Consider the following 20,749-nt stretch of genomic DNA (forward strand, 5'->3'; position numbering starts at 1 on the left):
TCGTGAGTCGACCTGCGGATACTTATGCAGGCCCTGTACCCATTGCAAGATGCAGATAGGCTGCAAGTCTCAAAGTGTGGCACGAACGTACAGGAATGTCGCAAATGTATAAATACTGACGCATTTGACCGTTTGCATCGGGTTTTTCCGGTGCAAACGGCGCACTGCGAGTGGGCAAGCGGGGCGTCTGGCGCACCCGGTTGGGGCGTTGGTGTTACTTATCCAGACTCACGCCGTAGAAGGGTGTCAGGCCGAATGGACTGATCCTGAAATCACGGACTTCCTTGCGCAGCGGCTGGAATACCGTCGAGTTGGCGATCGGTGTGATCGGCACCTGTTCCTTGAGGATTTTCTGCGCCTGTTGATAGAGCTTCACCCGCTCATCGCGGTTGCTGGACAGCTTGGCCTTCTGGACCAGCTTGTCATAGTCCGGGTCGCACCACTTGGCGTAGTTGCTGCCCTTGACCGCGGCGCAGCTGTACAGCACGCCCAGCCAGTTGTCCGGGTCGCCGTTGTCGCCGGTCCAGCCATAGATCATCGCGTCATGCTCGCCATTCTTGGCGCGCTTGATGTACTCGCCCCACTCATAGCTGACGATGTTGGCCTCGATCCCGACCTTGGCCCAGTCCTGCTGGATCATCTGCGCCGACATCCGCGCATTGGGGTTCGACGCGCGCTGCACGGTCATTGCCCACAGGTCGATGCGGGTGCCGGGCGCGACACCGGCCTCCTTGAGCAGCGCCTTGGCCCTGGTCGGATCGTAGGGTGCATCCTTGATGTTCGGGTCGAACGACCACTGCGCCGGTGGCAGGGCGTTCTGCGCCAGTTGCCCGGCGCCCTGGTACACCGCCTTGATGATCGCCGGCTTGTCGATGGCCATGTCCAGCGCCTGGCGGACCTTGAGCTGGTCGAGTGGCTTGTGGGTGACGTTGTAGGCCAGAAAGCCCAGGTTGAAGCCGGCCTGTTGCAGCACCTGCAGGTTCGGGTCCTGCTTCATCACCTCGATGTCGGCCGGGCGCGGGTAGCCGCTGACCTGGCATTCACCGGCCTTGAGCTTCTGCAGGCGGGCGGCGGCATCCGGGGTGATGGCGAAGACCAGGTTGTCGAGCTTGACGTCCTCGGGTTTCCAGTAGGCCTTGTTGGCGCTGTAGCGGATCTGCGCATCCTTCTGGTAGCGCTTGAACACGAATGGCCCGGTGCCCACCGGTTTCTGGTTGAGTTCCTCGGCCTTGCCCTCCTTGAGCAGCTTGTCGGCGTATTCGGCGGACTGGATCGAGGCGAAGCTCATCGCCAGGTTCTGCACGAAGGCCGCATCGACATTGTTCAGGTTGAAGCGCACGGTCTGTTCGTCGAGTTTCTCGATGTTCCTGATCGTGGTGTCCAGGCCCATGTCGGTGAAGTACGGCGACTCGGAAGGGTAGGCCTTGCGGAATGGCATGTTCTTGTCGAGCAGACGGTTGAAGGTGAACAGCACATCGTCGGCGTTGAAGTCGCGGCTCGGGGTGAAATAGTCGGTGGTATGGAACTTCACGCCCTGGCGCAGGTGGAAGGTGTAGGCCAGGCCGTCCGGGGACACTTCCCAACGGGTGGCCAGGCCGGGTTCGACCTCGGTGCCGCCACGCTTGAACTGGGTCAGGCGGTTGAACACGGTTTCCGCCGAGGCATCGAAGTCGGTGCCGCTGGTGTACTGGCTGGGGTCGAAGCCGGCCGGGCTGGCCTCCGAGCAGTAGACCAGGGTGCTGGCGGCCTGGGCCAGCGGAGCGCAGGCCAACAGGCCGGCGGCAAGGAGCAGCGGTTTGAATACGGTTCTTTCCATGGAATCCCCTGGGAGTGCCTTTAGCGAGCGAAAAAAAACGGCGGTCACCGAGGTTACCGCCGTTGCGGGCCGCTTAGAAAGCACTTGTGGGGCTTTGGCCGGGCTTATTGCAGGACTTCGATCACGCCGTCGGCACTCATCTTCACTTCGCTGGTACCGGCCTCGACTTCCGGTGCCGGTGCCGAATCCATCGCGGCCGCCTTCATCATCATCGGAGCGCGGGCGTAGGGCTGTGGATAACCGCCGCTGTTGAGGTTCAGGTTGACGATCTTGTAGCTCTTGCCGCCGAGAGCTTCGGTGGCGATCTGGGCGCGGGCCTTGAAGGCGTTGACCGCGTCCTTGAGCAGGGCGTCCTCGCTGGTCTTGCGCGCTGCGGTGGAGATGGCGAAGTTCATGCTGTCCATCTTCAGGGTCTGCATCAGGTCGCCGGTGAGCTTGGACAGGGCGGCGAAGTCCGGGCTTTCCAGGCGCAGTTCGGCGCGCTCCTGCCAGCCGGTGATCTTCTGGGTCTTGCTGTCGTAGATCGGGTAGCTGTTGCGCGAGCCCTGGCGCAGGGTCACGGCCTTCACTTCACGGGCCTCGCCAAGGGCCTTGTTCATGGTGGTGGTGATCTGTGCGGCGAGCTTGGCCGGGTCGGCGTTCTGCGCCTCGGTGTAGAGGGTGACGATCATCAGGTCGCGCGCCACTTCCTGGCTGGCTTCGGCCCGCAGGGAGACCTGGTTGTAATGAAGCTCATCGGCAGCCAACGCCGGCAGGCTGGCCAGGGTGGCGGTGCTGAGGGCGATCAGGGTGGCGCTGCGAGTGAACCGTTGCATAGAGACTCCTTGAGATACGGGACGCGACGGTCGTCGGGCGATGTCGCGTGAATCCATGAGACTCTAGCGGTTATCGTCGGTTTCACCCAATTACAACTTCTATACATATGTAAGGAACTGTTGTCGGGAGAGCTGTGGCCGTTTGCCGCACTTTTGCCAGACGGGAGCCCGGCTTGGGTATACTCGTGAGGGTCCGCCTGGAGCGCTCATCAGGAGAGCTCATGCTCGCCCCCTTTCAATTGCTGTCCGCGACTCGCCAGAATCTCTGGCGCCTGACGTTCATCCGTATCCTGGTGCTGGCTGCCCAGGCCGGCTCGGTAGGCATTGCCTACGGCTTCGAACTGCTGCCGCTGCCCTGGCTGCAACTGTGGACCACGCTGGCCTGCTCCGCGGTGCTGTGCGCCTTCACCGTCGTGCGCCTGCGCACCACCTGGCCGGTCACCGAACTCGAGTATGCCGTGCAACTGGCCTGCGACCTGTTCATCCACAGTGCGCTGCTGTATTTCTCCGGTGGTTCGACCAACCCCTTCGTGTCCTATTACCTGGTGCCGCTGACCATCGCCGCGGTGACCTTGCCCTGGCGTTTCTCGCTGGTGCTTTCCGGCGTCGCGCTGGCGCTGTACACCCTGCTGCTGGTGCAGTTCTACCCCTTGGAAACCTTGCCGATCTCGCGGGAAAAACTGCAGATTTACGGCATGTGGCTGAGCTTCGCCCTGGCCGCCGCGGTGATCACCTTCTTTGCCGCGAAGATGGCCGAGGAGCTGCGCCGCCAGGAAGAACTGCGCGCGCTGCGCCGTGAAGAGGGCCTGCGTGACCAGCAACTGCTGGCCGTGGCGACCCAGGCTGCCGGTGCCGCCCATGAACTGGGTACGCCGCTGGCAACCATGAGCGTGCTGCTCAAGGAAATGCGCCAGGACCATCCGGACCCCCTGCTCCAGGACGACCTGAGCGTGCTCCAGGACCAGGTCAAGCTGTGCAAGGAAACCCTGCAGCAACTGGTGCGCGCCGCCGAGGCCAATCGCCGCCTGGCGGTCGAGATGCAGGATGTCACCGTCTGGCTCGACGAGGCGCTGAACCGCTGGCACCTGATGCGTCCGGAAGCCAGCTACCGCTTCCAGCGCCTGGGGCAGGGCGAGGTGCCGCGCCTGGCCCCGCCGCCGGACCTGACCCAGGCCCTGCTCAACCTGTTGAACAACGCCGCCGATGCCTGCCCCGAAGGCCTGGAAGTGCGACTCGACTGGGATGAGGAGAACTTCACCATCAGTATTCGCGACCACGGCGCCGGTGTGCCGCTGGCCATCGCCGAGCAGATCGGCAAGCCGTTCTTTACCACCAAGGGCAAGGGCTTCGGCCTCGGCCTGTTCTTGAGCAAGGCCAGCGTGACACGCGCTGGCGGCTCGGTGAAACTCTACAGTCATGAGGAAGGTGGCACGCTCACCGAGCTGCGCCTGCCCCGTGTTGCCCGAGGAGACGAAGCATGAGTGACGAGATCCAGGTCGAAGGCGAGGAACTGCCGCACCTGTTGCTGGTGGATGACGACGCCACCTTTACCCGTGTGATGGCACGGGCCATGAGCCGTCGCGGTTTCCGCGTCAGCATCGCCGGTTCCGCCGAAGAGGGGCTGATCCTGGCCCAGCAGGACCTGCCGGACTATGCCGCGCTGGACCTGAAGATGGAGGGCGACTCCGGCCTGGTGCTGCTGCCCAAGCTGCTGGAACTGGATCCGGAGATGCGTGTGCTGATCCTGACCGGCTATTCCAGCATCGCCACCGCGGTGGAGGCGATCAAGCGCGGTGCCTGCAACTACCTGTGCAAGCCGGCGGATGCCGACGACGTGCTGGCGGCCCTGCTTTCCGAGCATGCCGACCTCGACACCCTGGTACCGGAAAACCCGATGTCGGTGGACCGCCTGCAGTGGGAACACATCCAGCGGGTGCTCACCGAGCACGAGGGCAACATCTCCGCGACGGCCCGTGCCCTGGGCATGCACCGGCGGACCTTGCAGCGCAAATTGCAGAAACGGCCGGTGCGCCGCTGAACCGGCGCTGAACGGAATCCTTTCAAGCTGCACGCCTGCCCAGGCGAATCATCTATGATCGGTTGGTGAAATTTCTTACGCCAACCGAGCCTTAGAATGACTAAGAACGCTGAATATTCCGCGGTCAACGATGCAGTAAAAGGTCAGTTTTTTCGTAGGGTCTGGCAGTTGGCCTCGCCTTACTGGCGCAGTGAGGAGAAGGGCAAGGCCTGGTTGCTGCTGATCAGCGTGGTGGCACTTTCGCTGTTCAGCGTCGGCATCTCGGTCTGGCTCAACAGTTGGTACAAGGACTTCTACAACGCCCTGCAGGAAAAGAACAGCGAGGCCTTCTGGCACCTGATCCTGTATTTCGGCGCGATCGCCGCCGTCGCCATCCTGGGGGCGGTGTATCGGCTCTACCTGACCCAGATGCTGACCATCAGTTGGCGGCGCTGGCTGATCGAGCAGCACTTCAAGCGCTGGCTAGAGCACAAGAACTACTACCAGATGGAGTCGGGCGGGCACACCGACAACCCCGACCAGCGGTTGAGCGAAGACCTCAACAGTTTCACCAGCGACACCCTGACCCTGAGCCTCGGGCTGTTTCGCACGGTCGTCAGCCTGGTGTCGTTCTCGATCATCCTCTGGGGCGTTTCGGGGAGCATCGAGGTGTTCGGCATCACCATCCCCGGCTACATGTTCTGGTGCGCCTTCCTCTACGCGGCCGTCGGCAGTTGGCTGACCCGGGTGATCGGCAGCAGCCTGATCCCGCTGAACAACCAGCAGCAGCGCTTCGAAGCCGACCTGCGTTTCTCCCTGGTGCGGGTGCGCGAGAATGCCGAAAGCATCGCCCTGTACGATGGCGAGCCGAACGAGAACCAGCGCCTGAGCAGCCGTTTCGGCAAGGTCTGGTCCAACTACTGGGCGCTGATGCGGGTCACCAAGCGCCTGACCTTTTTCACCTCCGGTTATGCCCAGATCGCGATCATCTTCCCCTTCATCGTCGCCGCGCCACGCTACTTCGCCGGCAAGATCCAGCTCGGCGAACTGATGCAGATCAACTCGGCGTTTGGCAATGTGCAGGAGAACTTCAGCTGGTTCATCGATGCCTACTCGAACATCGCGGTATGGAAGGCCACCTGCGACCGTCTGCTGAGTTTCCGCCAGGCCATGCTCGATAACGAGGAGCGTGCCGCGGCCATCGACGTGCAGAACCGGGGCGACAGCTTGCAGGTGAGCGACCTGAGCCTGGACCTGGCGGATGGTCGGCACCTGCTGGCCGGGGCGAACATGGCGGTGGCGGCGGGCGAGCGGGTAATGCTCAGCGGGCGTTCCGGCAGCGGCAAGAGCACCCTGTTGCGGGCCATGGGCAAGCTCTGGCCAAGGGGGCGCGGCAGCATTCGGCTACCGGCTGCGCGTTCGTTGTTCCTGCCACAGAAGCCTTATCTGCCGATCGGCAGCCTGCGCGAGGTGATGAGTTATCCACAGCCGGGCGATGCCTATCCGGACCCGCGTTACCAGGAGGTCCTGCACACCTGCCGCCTTGGACATCTTGCCGGCCGCCTCGATGAGAGCAATCATTGGCAGCGCATGTTGTCACCGGGTGAGCAGCAACGCCTGGCCTTCGCCCGGGCACTGCTGTATGCCCCGCAATGGCTGTTCCTCGATGAGGCCACGGCAGCGATGGACGAGGAGGATGAAGCGGCGCTGTACCAGGCATTGATCGACCAGATCCCCGGCCTGAGTATCGTCAGCGTTGGCCACCGCAGCAGCCTGAACAAGTTCCATCCGCGGCATCTGCGTATCGAACAGGGACATCTGGTCACTCAGGAGCCGGTCGGCGCATAGTCGGACGGTGATCGTACAACCGCGTTGAGCTATCATGGGGCTCAGCCGTTCAGCCGAGATAGATGTTCGATATGGAAAACCAGAGCGCCGCGCTCCGCGCACCTCGCAAGCGCCGCAGTCTTGCCCAGGAATTGGTCACGGTCCTGACCGAGCAGATTCGTGATGGCCAGCTCAAGCGCGGCGACAAGCTGCCCACCGAGTCGGCGATTATGGACGCCCACGGCGTCAGCCGCACGGTGGTGCGCGAGGCGATTTCCCGCCTGCAGGCGGCAGGGCAGGTGGAGACCCGCCACGGCATCGGCACCTTCGTGCTGGACACGCCGAGCCCGAGCGGTTTCCGTATCGACCCGGCGACGGTGGTGACCCTGCGTGATGTGCTGGCGATCCTCGAATTGCGTATCAGCCTGGAAGTGGAATCGGCCGGCCTGGCGGCGCAACGGCGCTCGCCCGAGCAACTGGCGGCGATGCGCGCGGCACTGGATGCGCTGAACGACAGCGTGGCCCATGCCAGCGATGCGGTGGCCTCCGATTTCCAGTTCCACCTGCAGATCGCCCTGGCCACCGGCAACCGCTACTTCACCGACATCATGACCCACCTGGGCACCAGCATCATTCCGCGCACGCGCCTGAATTCCGCACGCCTGGCCCATGATGACCAGCAGCACTACATGAATCGGCTGGGGCGCGAGCACGAGGAGATCTACGAGGCCATCGCCCGTCAGGACTCCGACGCGGCGCGGGCGGCGATGCGCCTGCACCTGACCAACAGCCGCGAGCGGTTGCGCCAGGCCCATGAAGAGGCCGAGGCGCAGACTGAGTAGGCTTGCGTCAGCGTTCTTCGCGGGCAAACGCCGCGCCTGCACGGGCGTGGCTGCCCGCGGATAGCGGTTTCAACTGACCGCTCACCCTGCCAGGATCGTGCGATCCACGCGTATGGCCCACTGCACGGCTTTCGCCGATACATCGAACACCACTTTCCCGGTGTCATCCGCCTTCGCCCGGGCCACTGCCACGCCATCGGCCAGCAGTTCCAGCGGCATATCCCTGAGCGACTGGCCGCTAGCCAGCGCAAGTCTTACGGTAAAGGTCATCGTTGATCTCCCTGTCATTGATGGTTGTCGATAAAGGTCGTTGCCTGGTTGTCCAGCGTGCCGATCCGTTCTGGTGAGCCACCGCGGAACTGGCGGAACACGTTGCGTCCGGTCGCGCCGGAGGCGGCATTGACCGGTACGTTGAGGGTCGGCTGGAAGCGGTCGGTCAGTTCGGCATAGGTCGTCCAGGGTCCGATGTAGGATTCGTCCAGCCCCTTGCTGTAGCTGAAGGCATAGCGCACGGCATTTCCCGGCAGCCAGTTGGGTTCGCTGGCGGTGCGGCTCTGCCAGCCATCGGCGCTGATGGTCGGGGCGACGCCGGGCGGGTTCAGGTAGCCCGCGGGCTTGTTCGGCTGATAGTCCTTGAGCAGCAGGTAGGTGCTCCAGCCCCACCAGTTGTCGCTCTGGTTGCGGTCATTGAGGTCGTTGACGTCCTTGCGGCGCAGCACGTTCCCGCCCTTGAGGGCGAACAGCGGGGCGAAATTCAGGCGGTCCTGGCGGTCTTCGACTTTTGCCAGGTCGGGCACCGAGCCCAGGGCGGCGTAACGTTCGGCCGGCACCACAACACCGCTGAGGTAGGCGGCGAACACCTCGTCCGCCGACTGCTGCACCGCTTGCCTGACCTGGCGCCGGTTGCTGTCGTCGATGCTGTCGAAGTAACGCTTGTCGCCGTAGCAGTTCCACTGTTCACCGCGGGCGTTGCGGACTTTCAAACCGTACTGGCTGTCCTCGTCGTGCATGAAGCGCGAGATCAGCGAGCCGACGTCGCTGGGGGTGACGCTGTCGGCCAGTTGCTTGCGGGGGACGCGCAAGTGGCCGGCGGAAAACAGGTCGGTGAGGAAGTGGTCGGCAAAAGCGTTCATTGCATAGGCCAGTTCCAGATCCTGGTCCTTGCCGCTCTGGCGGGCCACCAGCGCCTGTTGCAAGGCTACGGCGTGACCGGCCTGGTAGGCGAGCAGGGCCCATGGGCCGAAGTGGTCCCAGTTGCTGGCGGCCAGTTTCAGGTAGCGGCCGAGGGGGAAGAGCGGCGAGGCGATGCTGCCGCCGCCGGTGATCCTGTTCCATTCGCCCGACAGGGTATCGCCCAGTTCGTCATAGGCCTCGTGCGGTTGCCGGCCATCGCGGATCGCCTGGTTGGCGGCATTGATCTCGGTTTTCATCACCTGCAGGATATTCTGCGCTTCCTCGCGGGAGGCGGGCAGCACGGCCAGCGAGTCGAAGGCTGCGCGAAAGCGCGTCTGGCGGTCCTGCGCGGTGTTGCCGTCGGCGATCGGCCGGTCCGGGATGCCGTAGAAGTCGCCGCCCAGGGCGATGATCTGCCCGTAGGTCAGGGCCAGGCCGTTATTCAGGTGCAGCTCCACCTGCCAGGCGGGAATGGCCGGTGCGTTTTCGGCGAAGCGCAGCAGTGTGGCATCGCCGATGGCGGTGTGCTCGCCGCCTTCGAAGCGGACCTGGGGCGACCCCTTGAGTTGGCTGGCGGGTCCGTTCGGCAGGTGTTCGGGCCGGTGATACTTGAGGGTGTGATGCCCTTCGGCGAGCAGGACGACGGTGCTGCCATCGCCGGGGATTGCAATGCCCTGTTGGCTGAAGAGGCTGTCCAGTTCGGCAATGAGTTTGCCGTCGTGCAGCAGGTTTCGCTGCGGTGTGCGTTCAATGGCTGACATTTCTAGCTCCTTGATATGTCATCGTTTTGTTCAATTTAACTGTATGGATATACAGTTAAACAGGAGCATAGATGGAATATTTCCTACGTCAAGGGCGGAAAAGTCTGTGGGACCTGCTGATCTTTGCGATTGAGTTTGTGCGATGACATACGGATGCTGATGAGGCCGTGCATTGCGCACGGCCTTGGTCAGAACACCGACCAGCCGATCCGTTGGCTCAGCAGCTCCAGCGCCGCCATGCCCGCCAGCGAGTTGCCGGCGGTGTTGAGCTCCGGCGACCAGACGCAGATGGTGAACCGTCCCGGTACCACCGCGACGATCCCGCCACCCACGCCGCTCTTGCCCGGCAGGCCGACCCGGTAGGCAAAGTTGCCGGCCTCGTCGTACAGCCCGCTGGTGGCCATGATCGAGTTGACCTGTTGGGTCTGGCGCGCCGTCAGTACCTGCTCGCCGCTGTGCTTGCAGAAGCCGTCGTTGGCCAGGAAGCCGAAGGCGCGGGCCAGGTCGATGCAGTTCATGCGCAGGGCGCAATGGCTGAAGTAGCTGCGCAGCACCGTTTCCACATCGTTGTGAAAATTGCCGAACGACTGCATCAGGTAGGCCATCGCCGCGTTGCGGGCGCGATGCTGGTATTCCGAGTCGGCGACCTTGCCGTCGACCATCACCTGCAGGTTGCCGGACAGCCGTCGCACGAAGTCGCGCATCGACAGGGCCGGGGCGGCGAAGCGCGACTGGTTGATGTCGCAGATCACCAGGGCGCCGGCATTGATGAACGGGTTGCGCGGGCGTCCGCGTTCGAACTCCAGCTGCACCAGCGAGTTGAACGGCTGGCCGGACGGCTCGTGACCCAGGCGCTCCCAGATCGCTTCGCCGGAATGGTTGATCGCCTGGACCAGGCTGAATACCTTGGAAATACTCTGGATCGAGAAGGGCGTCTGCGCATCGCCAGCGTAGTACAGCTCGCCATCGTTGCCGTACACGGCGATGCCCAACTGGTTGGCCGGCACATCGGCCAGCGCCGGGATGTAATTGGCCACCTTGCCCTGGCCGATCAGGGGACGCACTTCATCGAGGATTTCGTTCAACAGCGCTTGCATGCTCGAACTCGCAGTCACTTCCCGCGGGTTGCGGGACTACAAGCTGCTAGACGCCGGGCGCAGGCTTTGAAGCACAGTTTTTATTGCGAGCAAGCGCCGTGTTGCTCTGTGCTAGAGTGCCCTGCCAAGCGCCCTGGAGCCTGCCATGCCCGTTTCGATCCGCCATGCCGCGACGCTGTTGATGTTCGCCGGACTGCCCCTGACCGTCGACGCCGCGCCGGGGGCGCCCCTGCACGGGCAATACCTGCCTCCGGACGACCTGTCCCTGCGCCGCGCCGAGCCGGAGCAGCAGCAACTGTTGCAGGTCACCGAGTATTCGGTGGTGATCGGCAGCCAGCGCCAGTCCAACCAGCAGCCGATTCCGGTGACCTCGTCGCTGCTGGTGCGCCTCAAGGGCAAGCCGTTGAGCAAGGGCGCGACCGTCAACCAGGTGCTGGTCAGCTTCGACGGCGAGAGCAAGAGCCTGAAAAAACCGACGTTCGACGAGGCGAGCAAGACCCTGAACCTGTATTACCCGCTGACCCAGTACCGGGTGGTCATGGACCTTTTGCGCAACGACACGGTGTATTGCCAGTTCCTGAGCTACGCCAACGGCCATATCTGGGCCGACCTGCATACCGGATCAGTTCGTACTCGTTGAGAGCGGAGCAGATGCGGGGGTAAACTGCCCGCCCCGTGTAATATCTGTGGCTGGAGCCGGTAATGCGCAAAGACAAGAAACAGGTGATTGGTGACGAGATCGGCGATGCGCAGGTCAAGTCGTTCCTCGACTTCGAGCCGGCCGATGCAACCTCGCCGTCCCTGCACAAGCTGATCAAGGCCTATCGTGGCCTGCGTATCGACGACTTCGAGCGTTTCCTGGTGTTCTTCAAGGAAGCCGGCTACGACCTCGACGGCAAGGACGAGCATGGCCAGGACTTCGTGACCCTGATCCAGGACCAGCGCAACGCGTCGGACTATATCGAGCTGATCAACAACGCTCGCGGCTGAGTTTTCCACAGCCTGAAAAAAAACGCCCCGGACCTCAACAGGCCGGGGCGTTTTTCATGGCGCGAGTACCTCAGGCGTAGCTTTCGGTCTCGCTGCTCGGCTCCACCAGCTCCAGGCTGATGTTGTTCTGGGCGTTGATCCGGCGATACAGCGCCGCGTCGGTAGCCAGGGCCTTCTCCCGCGCCGGGAAGATTTCCTGCAGCTTGGCGGCCCATTCACCCTTGGCCTTGTCGGCGAAGCAGCGTTCGATCAGTTCCAGCATGATCGACACGGTCACCGAGGCGCCTGGCGAGGCGCCGAGCAGGGCGGCCAGCGAACCGTCCGCAGCCGCGACCAGTTCGGTACCGAACTGCAGCACGCCGCCTTTCTTCGGGTCCTTCTTGATGATCTGTACCCGCTGGCCGGCCACTTCCAGGCGCCAGTCCTCGGCTTTCGCCTCAGGGTAGAAGCGGCGCAGGGATTCCAGGCGCTGCTCCATCGACTGACGCACTTCGCTGATCAGGTACTTGGTCAGGTCCATGTTGTCGCGGGCCACGGCCAGCATCGGACCGATGTTGCCGGGACGGATCGAGCTCGGCAGGTCGAACAGCGAGCCGTGCTTGAGGAACTTGGTGGTGAAGCCGGCGTAGGGACCGAACAGCAGGGACTTCTTGCCATCGACCACACGGGTGTCCAGGTGCGGCACGGACATCGGTGGCGAGCCCACGGCCGCCTGGCTGTAGACCTTCGCCTGGTGGTGCTTGACCACTTCCGGGTTGTCGCAACGCAGCCACTGGCCGCTGACCGGGAAGCCGCCGAAGCCCTTGCCTTCCTCGATGCCCGAGGCCTGCAGCAGGGGCAGGGCGGCACCGCCGGCACCAAGGAAGACGAACTTGGCGTCGACTTCACGGCTGCTGCCACTGTTGACGTCCTTGATGCTCACGGTCCAGCCGCTGCCGTTGCGCTTGAGGCCGGTCACGCGCTTGCAGTACTTGACCTGGGTGTCCGGGGCGCTGGTCAGGTGGTTGAGCAACTGGTTGGTCAGCGCGCCGAAGTTCACGTCGGTGCCCTTGAGCACACGGGTGGCGGCGATCGGCTGATCGACCGGACGGCCCGGCATCATCAAGGGCATCCACTCGGCCATCTTCGCCCGGTCTTCGGTGTATTCCATCTCGGCGAAGGCGTGGTGCTGGTGCAGCACTTCGAACCGCTTCTTCAGGAAGCCGATGTCCTTTTCACCCTGCACGAAGCTCAGGTGCGGCACCGGGCTGATGAACGACTTGCACGAGCCGAAGGTGCCTTTTTTCGACAGGTAGGCCCAGAACTGCTTGGACACTTCGAACTGGCTGTTGATGTGCACGGCTTTCTTGATGTCGACGGAACCGTCGGCAGCCTGTGGCGTGTAGTTCAGCTCGCACAGCCCGGCGTGGCCGGTACCGGCGTTGTTCCATGGGTTGGAACTCTCCGCGGCACCGGAGTCCATCAGCTCGACGACTTCCAGCTTGATCGCGGGGTCGAGCTCCTTGAGCAGCACCGCGAGGGTCGCACTCATGATGCCGGCCCCTACCAGGACCACATCGACTGCTTCGTTATGCGCCATTAACGCGTCTCCAAAATCTGCAGCACCACATTGACGGCATGGCCGCCAGGAATTGACAGGGCAACGTCAGCCCGGTGTCACTCATGGCCAGGTTCGCCATGTCCGATTTTTCGCAATTTTTTGCAACTTCAGCGGACGCTGTCGGTGGGCTTGAGGTGCGTATGAACGCATTTCAGGCGACTTCCGGCAATTCGACTTACGGTCGAGAGCATCCGATCGTGCAACCAAATCCGTAGGCGGACAGGCTTCAAGCACCTGCCTGGGAATATCGGGTCCTGTGTGATCGAGTCGTCAAGGACGTTAATGGTGCATTTCCAGAGGCAAAACTTTTCATTTGCTCGCCACACTCTCGTGAAGTAGTGAATACCCGTTTTTTCACGCTCTTTTGAAGACGTGAACCTCAAAAAAGGGCTGCCGCGGCCTGTCACCGGGCCCGCGAAGCAAATGCCGGCCGGGAAGCAAGGCTGGCGTACGGGCAAACAGCTCAGTGAACGAGCACAAAGGCAGCTCTGGCAGATTCGGTAAAACGGTGGGTTGCAGGTGCAGCAGCAAGCACGCCGACTTCACTCGATCTGTGTGGGCGGCTCTCTGTGGGCGGTGCGGGGGACCGATGCAGGTGCATCAGCGATACTGCGAGGCCCGATCAGGAGACGTCCTTATAATCGGGGGAGATTGTAACCAAGAAATGCGCAGAAATGACCCTGTTGAATGACTTTTATTAGCCGTTTGGTCAGATGGTCAACGGCAGCGCCCGACGCGGATGTGACGTCCGTGGGCTGACACGGGCACTGGCAGGCAGTGGCTGGTGCATCCAGGCCAGGCGAATCTCCTCGATTTCGACCCAGCCGTCGCCCGCCGGCGGCAGGTTGCACTGCTTGAAGGCCTGGCAGCGGCCGTCGGCACCGAGCCGGGCGAAGCTGCGTATGGGCTTGCGAGGGAAAAACAGTTGCCAGAGCAATTCCATCGTCACGTTACCTGTTGTCCCGTTGTGGTATCGATGTTGTATCGGGGCTGTTACGTGCGCATGTAGGGGCGGTGAATTAAATGTGACATGACTCCCCCGGTTCGCGGTATCCGCAGCCGCCTGCGGGGCGATGTCTGGTGAGCGGCGCACGTGCACGGCTATACTGACGGCCTGATTGTGCCCAGGCTATATACGAAATCGCTTGAAACTTGGTTATGCGGCGTTAAAAAACGGCTCGGAATGCTCATTTACTCCAGTAAAGTCGGGCGCGACCCCGGCCGTTCCTCGCCGGTTTTTGCCTTGCCTAACCTGCGTTTCAAACAATTTCGTACACAGCCTAGTCCTTGGAGAGATGCGCATGTTGCAACGCCTGTTGTTCGGTTTGATCACTGTGACCAGCCTGACCCTGGTCGGCTGTGCCAACAGTCCTCAGCAGCTTAGCCCGCAACCCACGCTCACTACCCAGCTCGCCCCGGTTGGACATGGGCAGCAAGTGGTGGTCCGGGTTGTCGACGGTCGTCGCTCGCCGGTACTGGGCACTCGTGGCGGCCTCTACCCTGAAACCAGCTCCATCACCGTCCAGGGCGCCGACCTGGTGCCAAGGCTGCAGGCCCAGGCTGAAGCCGCCGTCCGTCTGCTGGGCTTCACCCCAACGCCGAATGCGATGAACGCACCGACCCTGACCGTGACCCTGTCCGACCTGACCTACCAGTCGCCGAAGGACACCACCTACGTGACCGAGGCCACCATCGGGGCCAACTTCCGCTCCGACGTGACCAACGCCAACCAGCGCTACAGCGGCCAGTACGGTGCATCGCTGAACCAGCGCTTCGGCATGGCGCCCAACGAGCAGACCAACACCAAGCTGATCAGTGACGTGTTGAGCGACGCGCTGACCCGGGTCTTCAAGGACCCGAGCATCGGCCGCCTGCTGAGCCAGTAACCCGGCGCAGCAATGGAAAAGCCCGGCTCTGGAGGCCGGGCTTTTTATTGCCTGTCTGTCGACTGCCCGCCTGGGGTCACGCGGCTTCGATGTGGAAGTCCAGCAGGCTCACGCCGGTGGTCAGGTCGGCTTCGGGCAGGTCGGCGTGCTGATGGCCGCCGAGGGCACAATAGACCAGCCAGTGGCGGTCCTGGACGTTGAACGACATGGCGTCCACCAGGGCTTCCTGTTCATCGCTGGGGGCGATCAGGTAAAGGCGGTCCTGGTTGTTGGCGTGCAGCATGACAAGCTCCGTGAATGTTCGAGGGCGACAGGGTGGCCTGTTAAGGTGACGTTCAGGTGACAGCGCAAATTAATCCGTAAATTGTACGGAGCCGGACACAGGAAACTGTAACGCACGGGTGTTCCCATACCAGCGTGCGCGGCGACGGCTATCTGCCGTTCGTCCGGGTGTTGGACAGGCGCTGGTTCATCCGAGGGTTCATGATGTCGTTGCAATTGATCTGGAGCGTATTCGCCGGGCATCCGGGCAAATGGCTCAACCTGTTCGCCCTGCTGGTGGCCTGCCCCGGTGCATGGCTGTTGCAGCTCACGCGCCGCCGTGAGCTACGGGCGCTGGAAAAGCTGGAGATGCAGAGCGAAGGGCGGTCGATCGATCAGCCGTTGCTGCTGCTCGACTCGCGGGTGGTGCGGGCGAACCGGTTTTTCTACCGGTTCGGGTTCGCCTGCCTGGGGGTGGCGCTGCTGGTGTCCTGGATCAGTACCAGGCTGTAGAGCCTATCCCTTGCCTGGGCGCGGCTTGCCGGTGGATGGCCGCTTTTGGCGGATCGTCGGAGCAACGCCCGCAGCAAGCCGGCTCCCACATGGACCGCGTCGAACGCGTTCCCGGCAGGAGCAGGGCTTGCCCGCGAATAGGCCGGCAAGCCCTGCCCCCACCCTGCGACTACGCCCTTACAGCGGTAGCCCCGCCTTGACCCGATACTGGTTGCGCACCGGGGTCGCGTATTGCTGCACCAGGTAGGGCTGGTGTTCGGCCGGGCAGGCGTCCAGGCGGCTTTGCCATTGCTCCCTGGCCTTGTTCAGTTCTTCGGCCGGGAACAGCTCGGCAGCCTTGGGCACCTGTAGCTGCGGATCGGCGTCGCTCCACTGCGCATAGGCCAGGTAATGCACCGGGAACAGCCGGTAGCCACCGAGGATCTGCCGATCCATCTCCTGGGCCAGCACCTTGGTGTCCTCGAAGGCCCCGCTCAATGGCGCGGCAAAATTCACGTGCACGCGGCCCTTGTAGCCGGTGATGCCCTTGGCGATGCTCACGTCATCCTCGCCCGGTGCCTTGCTGTAGCTGCCGGTAGTGGCGCGGATGTACAGCTCGCGGGCCTTGGCCAGGTCGCAAGGGTCGTATTCGTAGCTGATCGACACCGGGGTCAGGTTCAGCGACTGGATGACCTCGGCGAACGGCTCGTCCTTGCGGCTCATGTGGAACATTTTCAGGATGGCCGACTCGGTGCGGTCGTCACCGTCCTTGGCCCGGCCTTCGGCCTGGGCGATCCAGATCGACTGGCAGTCGTGGCGGATCGAGTGGTTGATGTAGGCCGACAGCAACTGGTAGGCCGCCATTTTTTCCCGCCGCCCGCTGATCGAACGGTGCACGATGAAGCTCTTGTTCAGGCGCATCAGGTCGCTGACGAACGGCTTCTGCAGCAGGTTGTCGCCGATGGCGATGCGTGGCGTCGGCAGGCCGGCATGGTAGACGGCATAGTTGACGAACGCCGGGTCCATGACGATATCGCGATGGTTGGCCAGGAACAGATAGGCGGTGCCGGACTTGAACTGCTCGACGCCGGTATAGGTCACGCCATCGGTGGCCCGTTCGATGGTGTTGTCGACGTAGACCTCGATCTTGTCCTGCAGGGTTGCCACGCATTTCACGTCGGCGAATTCACGACGCAGCCGATAGGCGATCAGTGGCCGTAGCAGCCAGCCAAAGGTTCCGACCAGGCGGGGGAAACGGAAGTGCGTGAGAATATCCAGAAAAGCCTTGTCACCGAGCAACCGGGCCAGCACGGCTGGCACCTCGGAGTCGTCGTAAGGTCGGATGGCATCGAATTCGCCCATCATGCTCTCTTGTTGGAAACGGCTAGGGTAAGTAGAGGGTTGAGTGATAAATAACAAAGCCCGATTGGAAAAATAAGGCTCGGACAAAAATCAGCCTTGCAAATAGACCGGCAATTATACGCACAAGTCACCTTCGGAGGCCGCGATGCTGGAAACTGAGTACTACTCCTGTCCCTACTGTGGTGAAGAAGCCGAGGCCGTGCTGGATCTTTCCGGTGGCGACCAGACCTATATCGAGGACTGCCCGGTGTGTTGTCGACCGATCGTGTTCACTCTGCAGACCGACGGTCACGAGTGGATGCTCGACGTTCACACGGAAAACGAGTGATTGGGGGCATCCCGATGCAGCGCATCTATGAGCCGGAAAACCTGATGGAGGGCGAGCTGCTGCTGGGCATGCTCGCCAGCGAAGGCGTGGAGGCGCACCTGGTCGGGCGCGACCTGCTGGGGGGCGTCGGCGAGTTGCCGGTGTTCGGCCTGCTGGCCCTGGCGGTGGAGGATGAGCAGGCGCAGTACGCACGCGAGTTGATCGCCGCGTACAATGCCGCACTGCCGCTGCCTGGCGATGAGCCGGAGCAGGTTGCCGGGGTGCTGCTCTGCTAGCACCCTGATCGAGTTTACAGAACGAGTCGTATTGCCCCATGTGTGGACGTTTTGCCCTGTTTCGCTGGAACCCCGCCTTTGCAGCCTTGCCCGGTTTTCCCGCCGATCAGCAGGCGCAATGGAACATTTCGCCCAACGATTCGGTGCTGATCCTGCGTGCCAACGCCGGCCGGCGTGAACTGGCCAGGGCCCGCTGGGGGCTGACGCCGGCCTGGTTGACCGACCTGTCGCGCACGCCGGCCCATGCCCGGGCCGAAACCCTGGCCGAGCAGCCGATGTTCCGCCAGGCGTTTCGCGAGCGGCGTTGCCTGTTGCCGGCCAACGGTTTCTACGAGTGGCGCGGCACCCAGCGCAAGCGGCCGTACTGGCTGACACCGGCCGAGGGCTCCAGCCTGTTTTTTGCGGCGATCTGGGAGGCCTATCCGGTGCAGGAGCAGGTCTGGCTGAGTACGGCGGTGGTCACGCAATCGGCGGCCAGTCAGCGCCGACCGCTGATTCTCGATGAAGCGGGGCAGGCCGCCTGGTTGGCCGAGGACACCCCGCTGCATGTGTTGCAGGGGTTGCTGGCCAGCCCGCAGATGCCGTTGCGCGAGCGCCTGCTGGCCAACCTGGTGAATGATCCGAAGCTCAATGCGCCGGAGTGCCTGACGCCGGGTTGAGGCCCGGCAATGAGTTGGCTCCTGTCGGGGCCGGGCTGGGTGTTGAACCGGAAACCCTGTAGGAGCCGGGCTTGCCCGCGAAGCTTTTAGCGGCCTGGAGGTCCCTTTCGCGGGCAAGCCCGGCTCCTACAGGGGGTGGGCTTTTTCAGACTAGACCTTGAACTGATTGATCAGGCGCCGCTGCTGCTCCGCCAGCTTGGTCAGTTGCGCACTGGCCGTGCTCGACTCGTCGGCCCCGCCGGCCACCTCGTTCGCCACCTGGCCGATGTTGATCACGTTGCGGTTGATGTCGTCGGCCACCGCGCTCTGTTCCTCGGCCGCGCTGGCGATCTGGGTGTTCATGTCGTTGATCACCGACACCGCCTGGGTAATGGTTTCCAGCGCCTCGGCGGCCTTGGCCGCGTGCTGCACGCTTTCGTCGGTCTTGTGCTGGCTGTCCTCCATGACCCTGACCACTTCGCGGGTGCCCTGCTGCAACTGCTGGATCATCGACTGGATTTCTTCGGTGGCCTGCTGGGTCTTCTGGGCCAGGTTGCGCACCTCGTCGGCGACCACGGCAAAACCACGCCCCTGTTCGCCGGCGCGGGCCGCCTCGATCGCCGCGTTGAGCGCCAGCAGGTTGGTCTGCTCGGCAATGCCGCGAATGGCGGTGAGGATCGCGTTGATGTTCTCGCTGTCCTTGGCCAGGGTCTGCACCACGCCCACGGCGCGGCCGATTTCCACGGCCAGGTCGCCGATGGCGGCGGAGGTATCGCGCACGATGCGCATGCCATCGCTGGCGGCCATGTCCGCGTGGCTGGCGGCCTGTGCCGCCTGGGTGGCGTTGCGGGCCACGTCCTGGGCGGTGGCGGTCATTTCCTGCACGGCGGTGGCCACCTGATCGATCTCGGCCATTTGCTTGTGCACGCCCAGATTGGTGCGGATGGCGATGTCGGCCGTGTGTTCCGAGGAGTCGCTGACGCTCTGCACCGAGGTCACCACCTGGCTGATCATCGCCTGCAACTTGATCAGGAAGGTGTTGAAACCCTTGGCGATCGAGCCCAGTTCGTCGGCGCGGTCGCTGCTCAGGCGGCGGGTCAGGTCGCCTTCGCCCTGGGCGATATCGTCGAGCATCGCCACCATCTGCCGCAGTGGCCGGGCGATGCCGTGGCCGACCAGCCAGATCACCAGCAGGCCGAGCGCGGCGATGACCAGGCCGACCACCGCCATGCCGAACACGTCGGCCTTGCGCTGTTCGTCCAGTTCGTCCTGGAGTTTCTGCAGGTCGGCCATCACCGCGTTCAGCGGCAGTTGCATCATCAGGGTCCAGCGTGCATCGCTCTGGCCGATGCCGAAGGGCAGGTACAGCTCGATCAGCCCTTTGCTCTTGTCGACGTTGTAGGTCACCTCGCCGCGATTGAGCTTGCCCATGGTCGCGACTTTATCGGCATCGAGGATATCGCTGACCTTTTCGCCGAACTTGCTCGGGTCCTTGGTGTAGGCCACCAGGCGGCCGTTGGTACCGACCAGGGCCATGTTACCGGCGCCGTTGTACAGCTTCTGGTTGGCCGCCAGCAGCATGTCCTGGATGAAGTTCACCGACAGGTCGGCACCGACGATGCCCTGGAAGGCGCCGCCCAGCATGATCGGCTGGATGAAGGAGGCGAGCATCACCATCTTGTCGCCGACCTTGTAGGGCGCCGGGTCGATCACACAGGTCTTGCCGGTTTCCTTGGAGCACAGGTAGTACTCGCTCGCCCGCACGCCGGTGGACAGCAACTTCTGGTCGTCCACGTCCACCAGGGTCGAGAAGCCCAGGCTGCCGTCGTCGTTGCGGAACCACCAGGGCAGGAAACGCCCGTCCTTGGCCGCGCCGGCCTTGGCGTTGCCGGCATAGGCCGCGTCGTTGTGATCCAGGGCGTTCTTTTCCCAGGCGATATAGGCGCCGAGCACCTTGGGATTGCGCTCGACATTTTCCTTGATCAGGCTGATCAGCTGTTCGCGGCTGATGCTCAGGACCGGCTTGCCGTCGGCGTCCGGAGTGCCGATCAGGGCGTTGACATGCACCAGGCCGGAGGCGATCAGCAGAGGCGCCTCGAGCTCGCGCTGGATCTGGCTGACCTGGGTTCTGGCCAGGGCATTGAGACGTTGTTCGATGACTTGTTCGAACTGTTCCTGGGTACGTTGTTGCACCATGTCCTGGGTCTTGGCACCGGACACCAGGGCATAGATCACCAGGGCGGCGACCACGCTGAGAACGATGGCGCCGGCCAGGGCCGCGACGGAAAACTGAATCGACTTGAATTTCATGGAGGCTCCGGACGCGGTAGGTGACGTCTGTACGGTTATATCGGCAGGGCATCGGCCGGGCATTAGGGGGCGGGCAGGAAATGACTGTTTTGAGTGTGCCCATGTCGTAAATGAGTAAGTCCCCAGCTCTGATGGATCGCGCTGTGGCGCTGATCGTGAATTTTTTCCTACAAATGTTGAAGCTCGTCTGAAATCCAGGACTACAGATGCTTTGTATCTGGCGTCGATACACATCACCGCCTAGGATAGCCGGCAGTTT

General features: G+C 63.0%; 21 protein-coding genes and 1 pseudogene. 11 read left to right on the forward strand and 11 right to left on the reverse strand.

All coding sequences use genetic code 11. The annotated features are described in order from the left end of the window. Positions 1-214: 214 nt before the first annotated feature. Positions 215-1,816 carry an ABC transporter substrate-binding protein gene (locus tag ACZ5KU_RS04610; RefSeq protein WP_464736877.1) on the reverse strand — a complete coding sequence of 534 codons (1,602 nt, stop codon included), beginning with the start codon at positions 1,814-1,816 and terminating at the stop codon, positions 215-217. Positions 1,817-1,920: 104 nt separating this feature from the next. Next, the gene (locus ACZ5KU_RS04615) at positions 1,921-2,631 is read right to left on the reverse strand and encodes an SIMPL domain-containing protein (RefSeq protein ID WP_054058540.1); all 711 of its coding nucleotides are present in this window, start codon (positions 2,629-2,631) and stop codon (positions 1,921-1,923) included. 221 nt (positions 2,632-2,852) lie between these two features. Between ACZ5KU_RS04615 and ACZ5KU_RS04620 the strand changes: the two genes are divergently transcribed. The 4 genes from ACZ5KU_RS04620 to ACZ5KU_RS04635 all read left to right on the forward strand — a co-directional run bounded on the left by ACZ5KU_RS04620 (position 2,853) and on the right by ACZ5KU_RS04635 (position 7,317). Continuing rightward, the gene (locus tag ACZ5KU_RS04620; RefSeq protein ID WP_054058541.1) at positions 2,853-4,112 is read left to right on the forward strand and encodes an ATP-binding protein; all 1,260 of its coding nucleotides are present in this window, start codon (positions 2,853-2,855) and stop codon (positions 4,110-4,112) included. Next, the gene (locus ACZ5KU_RS04625; protein ID WP_017904783.1) at positions 4,109-4,669 is read left to right on the forward strand and encodes a response regulator transcription factor; all 561 of its coding nucleotides are present in this window, start codon (positions 4,109-4,111) and stop codon (positions 4,667-4,669) included. The genes ACZ5KU_RS04620 and ACZ5KU_RS04625 overlap by 4 nt, the downstream gene beginning before the upstream one ends. Positions 4,670-4,765: 96 nt before the next feature. Beyond that, entirely contained in the window at positions 4,766-6,496 is a 1,731-nt protein-coding gene (locus ACZ5KU_RS04630; protein ID WP_054058542.1) for an ABC transporter ATP-binding protein/permease, read from the forward strand. Positions 6,497-6,567: 71 nt separating this feature from the next. After that, a complete protein-coding gene (locus ACZ5KU_RS04635) occupies positions 6,568-7,317 on the forward strand; it encodes a FadR/GntR family transcriptional regulator (protein WP_054058543.1) in 750 nt (249 codons plus the stop codon). An 81-nt stretch (positions 7,318-7,398) separates the two neighbouring features. Here the strand turns inward: ACZ5KU_RS04635 and ACZ5KU_RS04640 are convergent, their stop codons facing one another. From ACZ5KU_RS04640 to glsB, 3 genes are all read right to left on the reverse strand, one after another. Then, entirely contained in the window at positions 7,399-7,587 is a 189-nt protein-coding gene (locus ACZ5KU_RS04640; RefSeq protein WP_054064158.1) for a hypothetical protein, read from the reverse strand. Between the two features lie 14 nt (positions 7,588-7,601). Further along, positions 7,602-9,251: a hypothetical protein gene (locus tag ACZ5KU_RS04645; RefSeq protein WP_054058545.1), complete on the reverse strand. Its 1,650-nt coding sequence runs from the start codon at positions 9,249-9,251 to the stop codon at positions 7,602-7,604. A gap of 188 nt (positions 9,252-9,439) precedes the next feature. After that, the gene (glsB, locus tag ACZ5KU_RS04650) at positions 9,440-10,348 is read right to left on the reverse strand and encodes a glutaminase B (protein ID WP_054058546.1); all 909 of its coding nucleotides are present in this window, start codon (positions 10,346-10,348) and stop codon (positions 9,440-9,442) included. A gap of 145 nt (positions 10,349-10,493) precedes the next feature. On the opposite strand from glsB, the gene ACZ5KU_RS04655 reads away from it, so the two are divergent. Together ACZ5KU_RS04655 and ACZ5KU_RS04660 are read left to right on the forward strand one after the other, a co-directional pair. Then, positions 10,494-10,988, forward strand: a complete 495-nt coding sequence (locus ACZ5KU_RS04655; RefSeq protein ID WP_054058547.1) for a hypothetical protein — start codon at positions 10,494-10,496, stop codon at positions 10,986-10,988. A gap of 62 nt (positions 10,989-11,050) precedes the next feature. Continuing rightward, complete coding sequence (locus ACZ5KU_RS04660; RefSeq protein WP_054064159.1) at positions 11,051-11,338, forward strand: PA4642 family protein; 288 nt, start codon at positions 11,051-11,053, stop codon at positions 11,336-11,338. A 70-nt stretch (positions 11,339-11,408) separates the two neighbouring features. On the opposite strand, the gene mqo is transcribed toward ACZ5KU_RS04660, so the two are convergent. Continuing rightward, the gene (gene mqo / locus ACZ5KU_RS04665; protein ID WP_054058549.1) at positions 11,409-12,917 is read right to left on the reverse strand and encodes a malate dehydrogenase (quinone); all 1,509 of its coding nucleotides are present in this window, start codon (positions 12,915-12,917) and stop codon (positions 11,409-11,411) included. Between the two features lie 730 nt (positions 12,918-13,647). After that, the gene (locus tag ACZ5KU_RS04670) at positions 13,648-13,881 is read right to left on the reverse strand and encodes a hypothetical protein (RefSeq protein ID WP_054064160.1); all 234 of its coding nucleotides are present in this window, start codon (positions 13,879-13,881) and stop codon (positions 13,648-13,650) included. Between the two features lie 358 nt (positions 13,882-14,239). Between ACZ5KU_RS04670 and ACZ5KU_RS04675 the strand changes: the two genes are divergently transcribed. Continuing rightward, on the forward strand, positions 14,240-14,824 hold the full coding sequence (locus ACZ5KU_RS04675) for a YajG family lipoprotein (protein ID WP_054058558.1): 585 nt from the start codon (positions 14,240-14,242) through the stop codon (positions 14,822-14,824). A gap of 76 nt (positions 14,825-14,900) precedes the next feature. On the opposite strand, the gene ACZ5KU_RS04680 is transcribed toward ACZ5KU_RS04675, so the two are convergent. Then, a complete protein-coding gene (locus ACZ5KU_RS04680; protein WP_017904795.1) occupies positions 14,901-15,107 on the reverse strand; it encodes a hypothetical protein in 207 nt (68 codons plus the stop codon). A gap of 203 nt (positions 15,108-15,310) precedes the next feature. On the opposite strand from ACZ5KU_RS04680, the gene ACZ5KU_RS04685 reads away from it, so the two are divergent. Then, positions 15,311-15,598: a hypothetical protein gene (locus ACZ5KU_RS04685; RefSeq protein WP_192842709.1), complete on the forward strand. Its 288-nt coding sequence runs from the start codon at positions 15,311-15,313 to the stop codon at positions 15,596-15,598. Positions 15,599-15,775: 177 nt separating this feature from the next. Here the strand turns inward: ACZ5KU_RS04685 and ACZ5KU_RS04690 are convergent, their stop codons facing one another. Next, positions 15,776-16,942, reverse strand: a complete 1,167-nt coding sequence (locus tag ACZ5KU_RS04690; RefSeq protein WP_054058551.1) for a 1-acyl-sn-glycerol-3-phosphate acyltransferase — start codon at positions 16,940-16,942, stop codon at positions 15,776-15,778. Positions 16,943-17,084: 142 nt separating this feature from the next. Between ACZ5KU_RS04690 and ACZ5KU_RS04695 the strand changes: the two genes are divergently transcribed. Genes ACZ5KU_RS04695 through ACZ5KU_RS04705 form a run of 3 tightly spaced genes read left to right on the forward strand, consistent with a single transcriptional unit; the run spans position 17,085 to position 18,201 of the window. Then, complete coding sequence (locus ACZ5KU_RS04695) at positions 17,085-17,267, forward strand: CPXCG motif-containing cysteine-rich protein (RefSeq protein ID WP_054064161.1); 183 nt, start codon at positions 17,085-17,087, stop codon at positions 17,265-17,267. A gap of 14 nt (positions 17,268-17,281) precedes the next feature. Then, positions 17,282-17,542 carry a putative signal transducing protein gene (locus ACZ5KU_RS04700; RefSeq protein WP_054058560.1) on the forward strand — a complete coding sequence of 87 codons (261 nt, stop codon included), beginning with the start codon at positions 17,282-17,284 and terminating at the stop codon, positions 17,540-17,542. Between the two features lie 38 nt (positions 17,543-17,580). Then, positions 17,581-18,201: an SOS response-associated peptidase gene (locus tag ACZ5KU_RS04705; protein ID WP_054058553.1), complete on the forward strand. Its 621-nt coding sequence runs from the start codon at positions 17,581-17,583 to the stop codon at positions 18,199-18,201. Positions 18,202-18,351: 150 nt separating this feature from the next. On the opposite strand, the gene ACZ5KU_RS04710 is transcribed toward ACZ5KU_RS04705, so the two are convergent. Both ACZ5KU_RS04710 and ACZ5KU_RS04715 read right to left on the reverse strand, forming a co-directional pair. Then, positions 18,352-19,194: a methyl-accepting chemotaxis protein gene (locus tag ACZ5KU_RS04710; protein ID WP_416773424.1), complete on the reverse strand. Its 843-nt coding sequence runs from the start codon at positions 19,192-19,194 to the stop codon at positions 18,352-18,354. Positions 19,195-19,209: 15 nt separating this feature from the next. Beyond that, a pseudogene (locus tag ACZ5KU_RS04715) lies at positions 19,210-20,724 on the reverse strand (methyl-accepting chemotaxis protein); the annotation flags it as partial. Between the last annotated feature and the right edge of the window lie 25 nt (positions 20,725-20,749).

Source organism: Pseudomonas sp. Tof1, assembly GCF_055390395.1.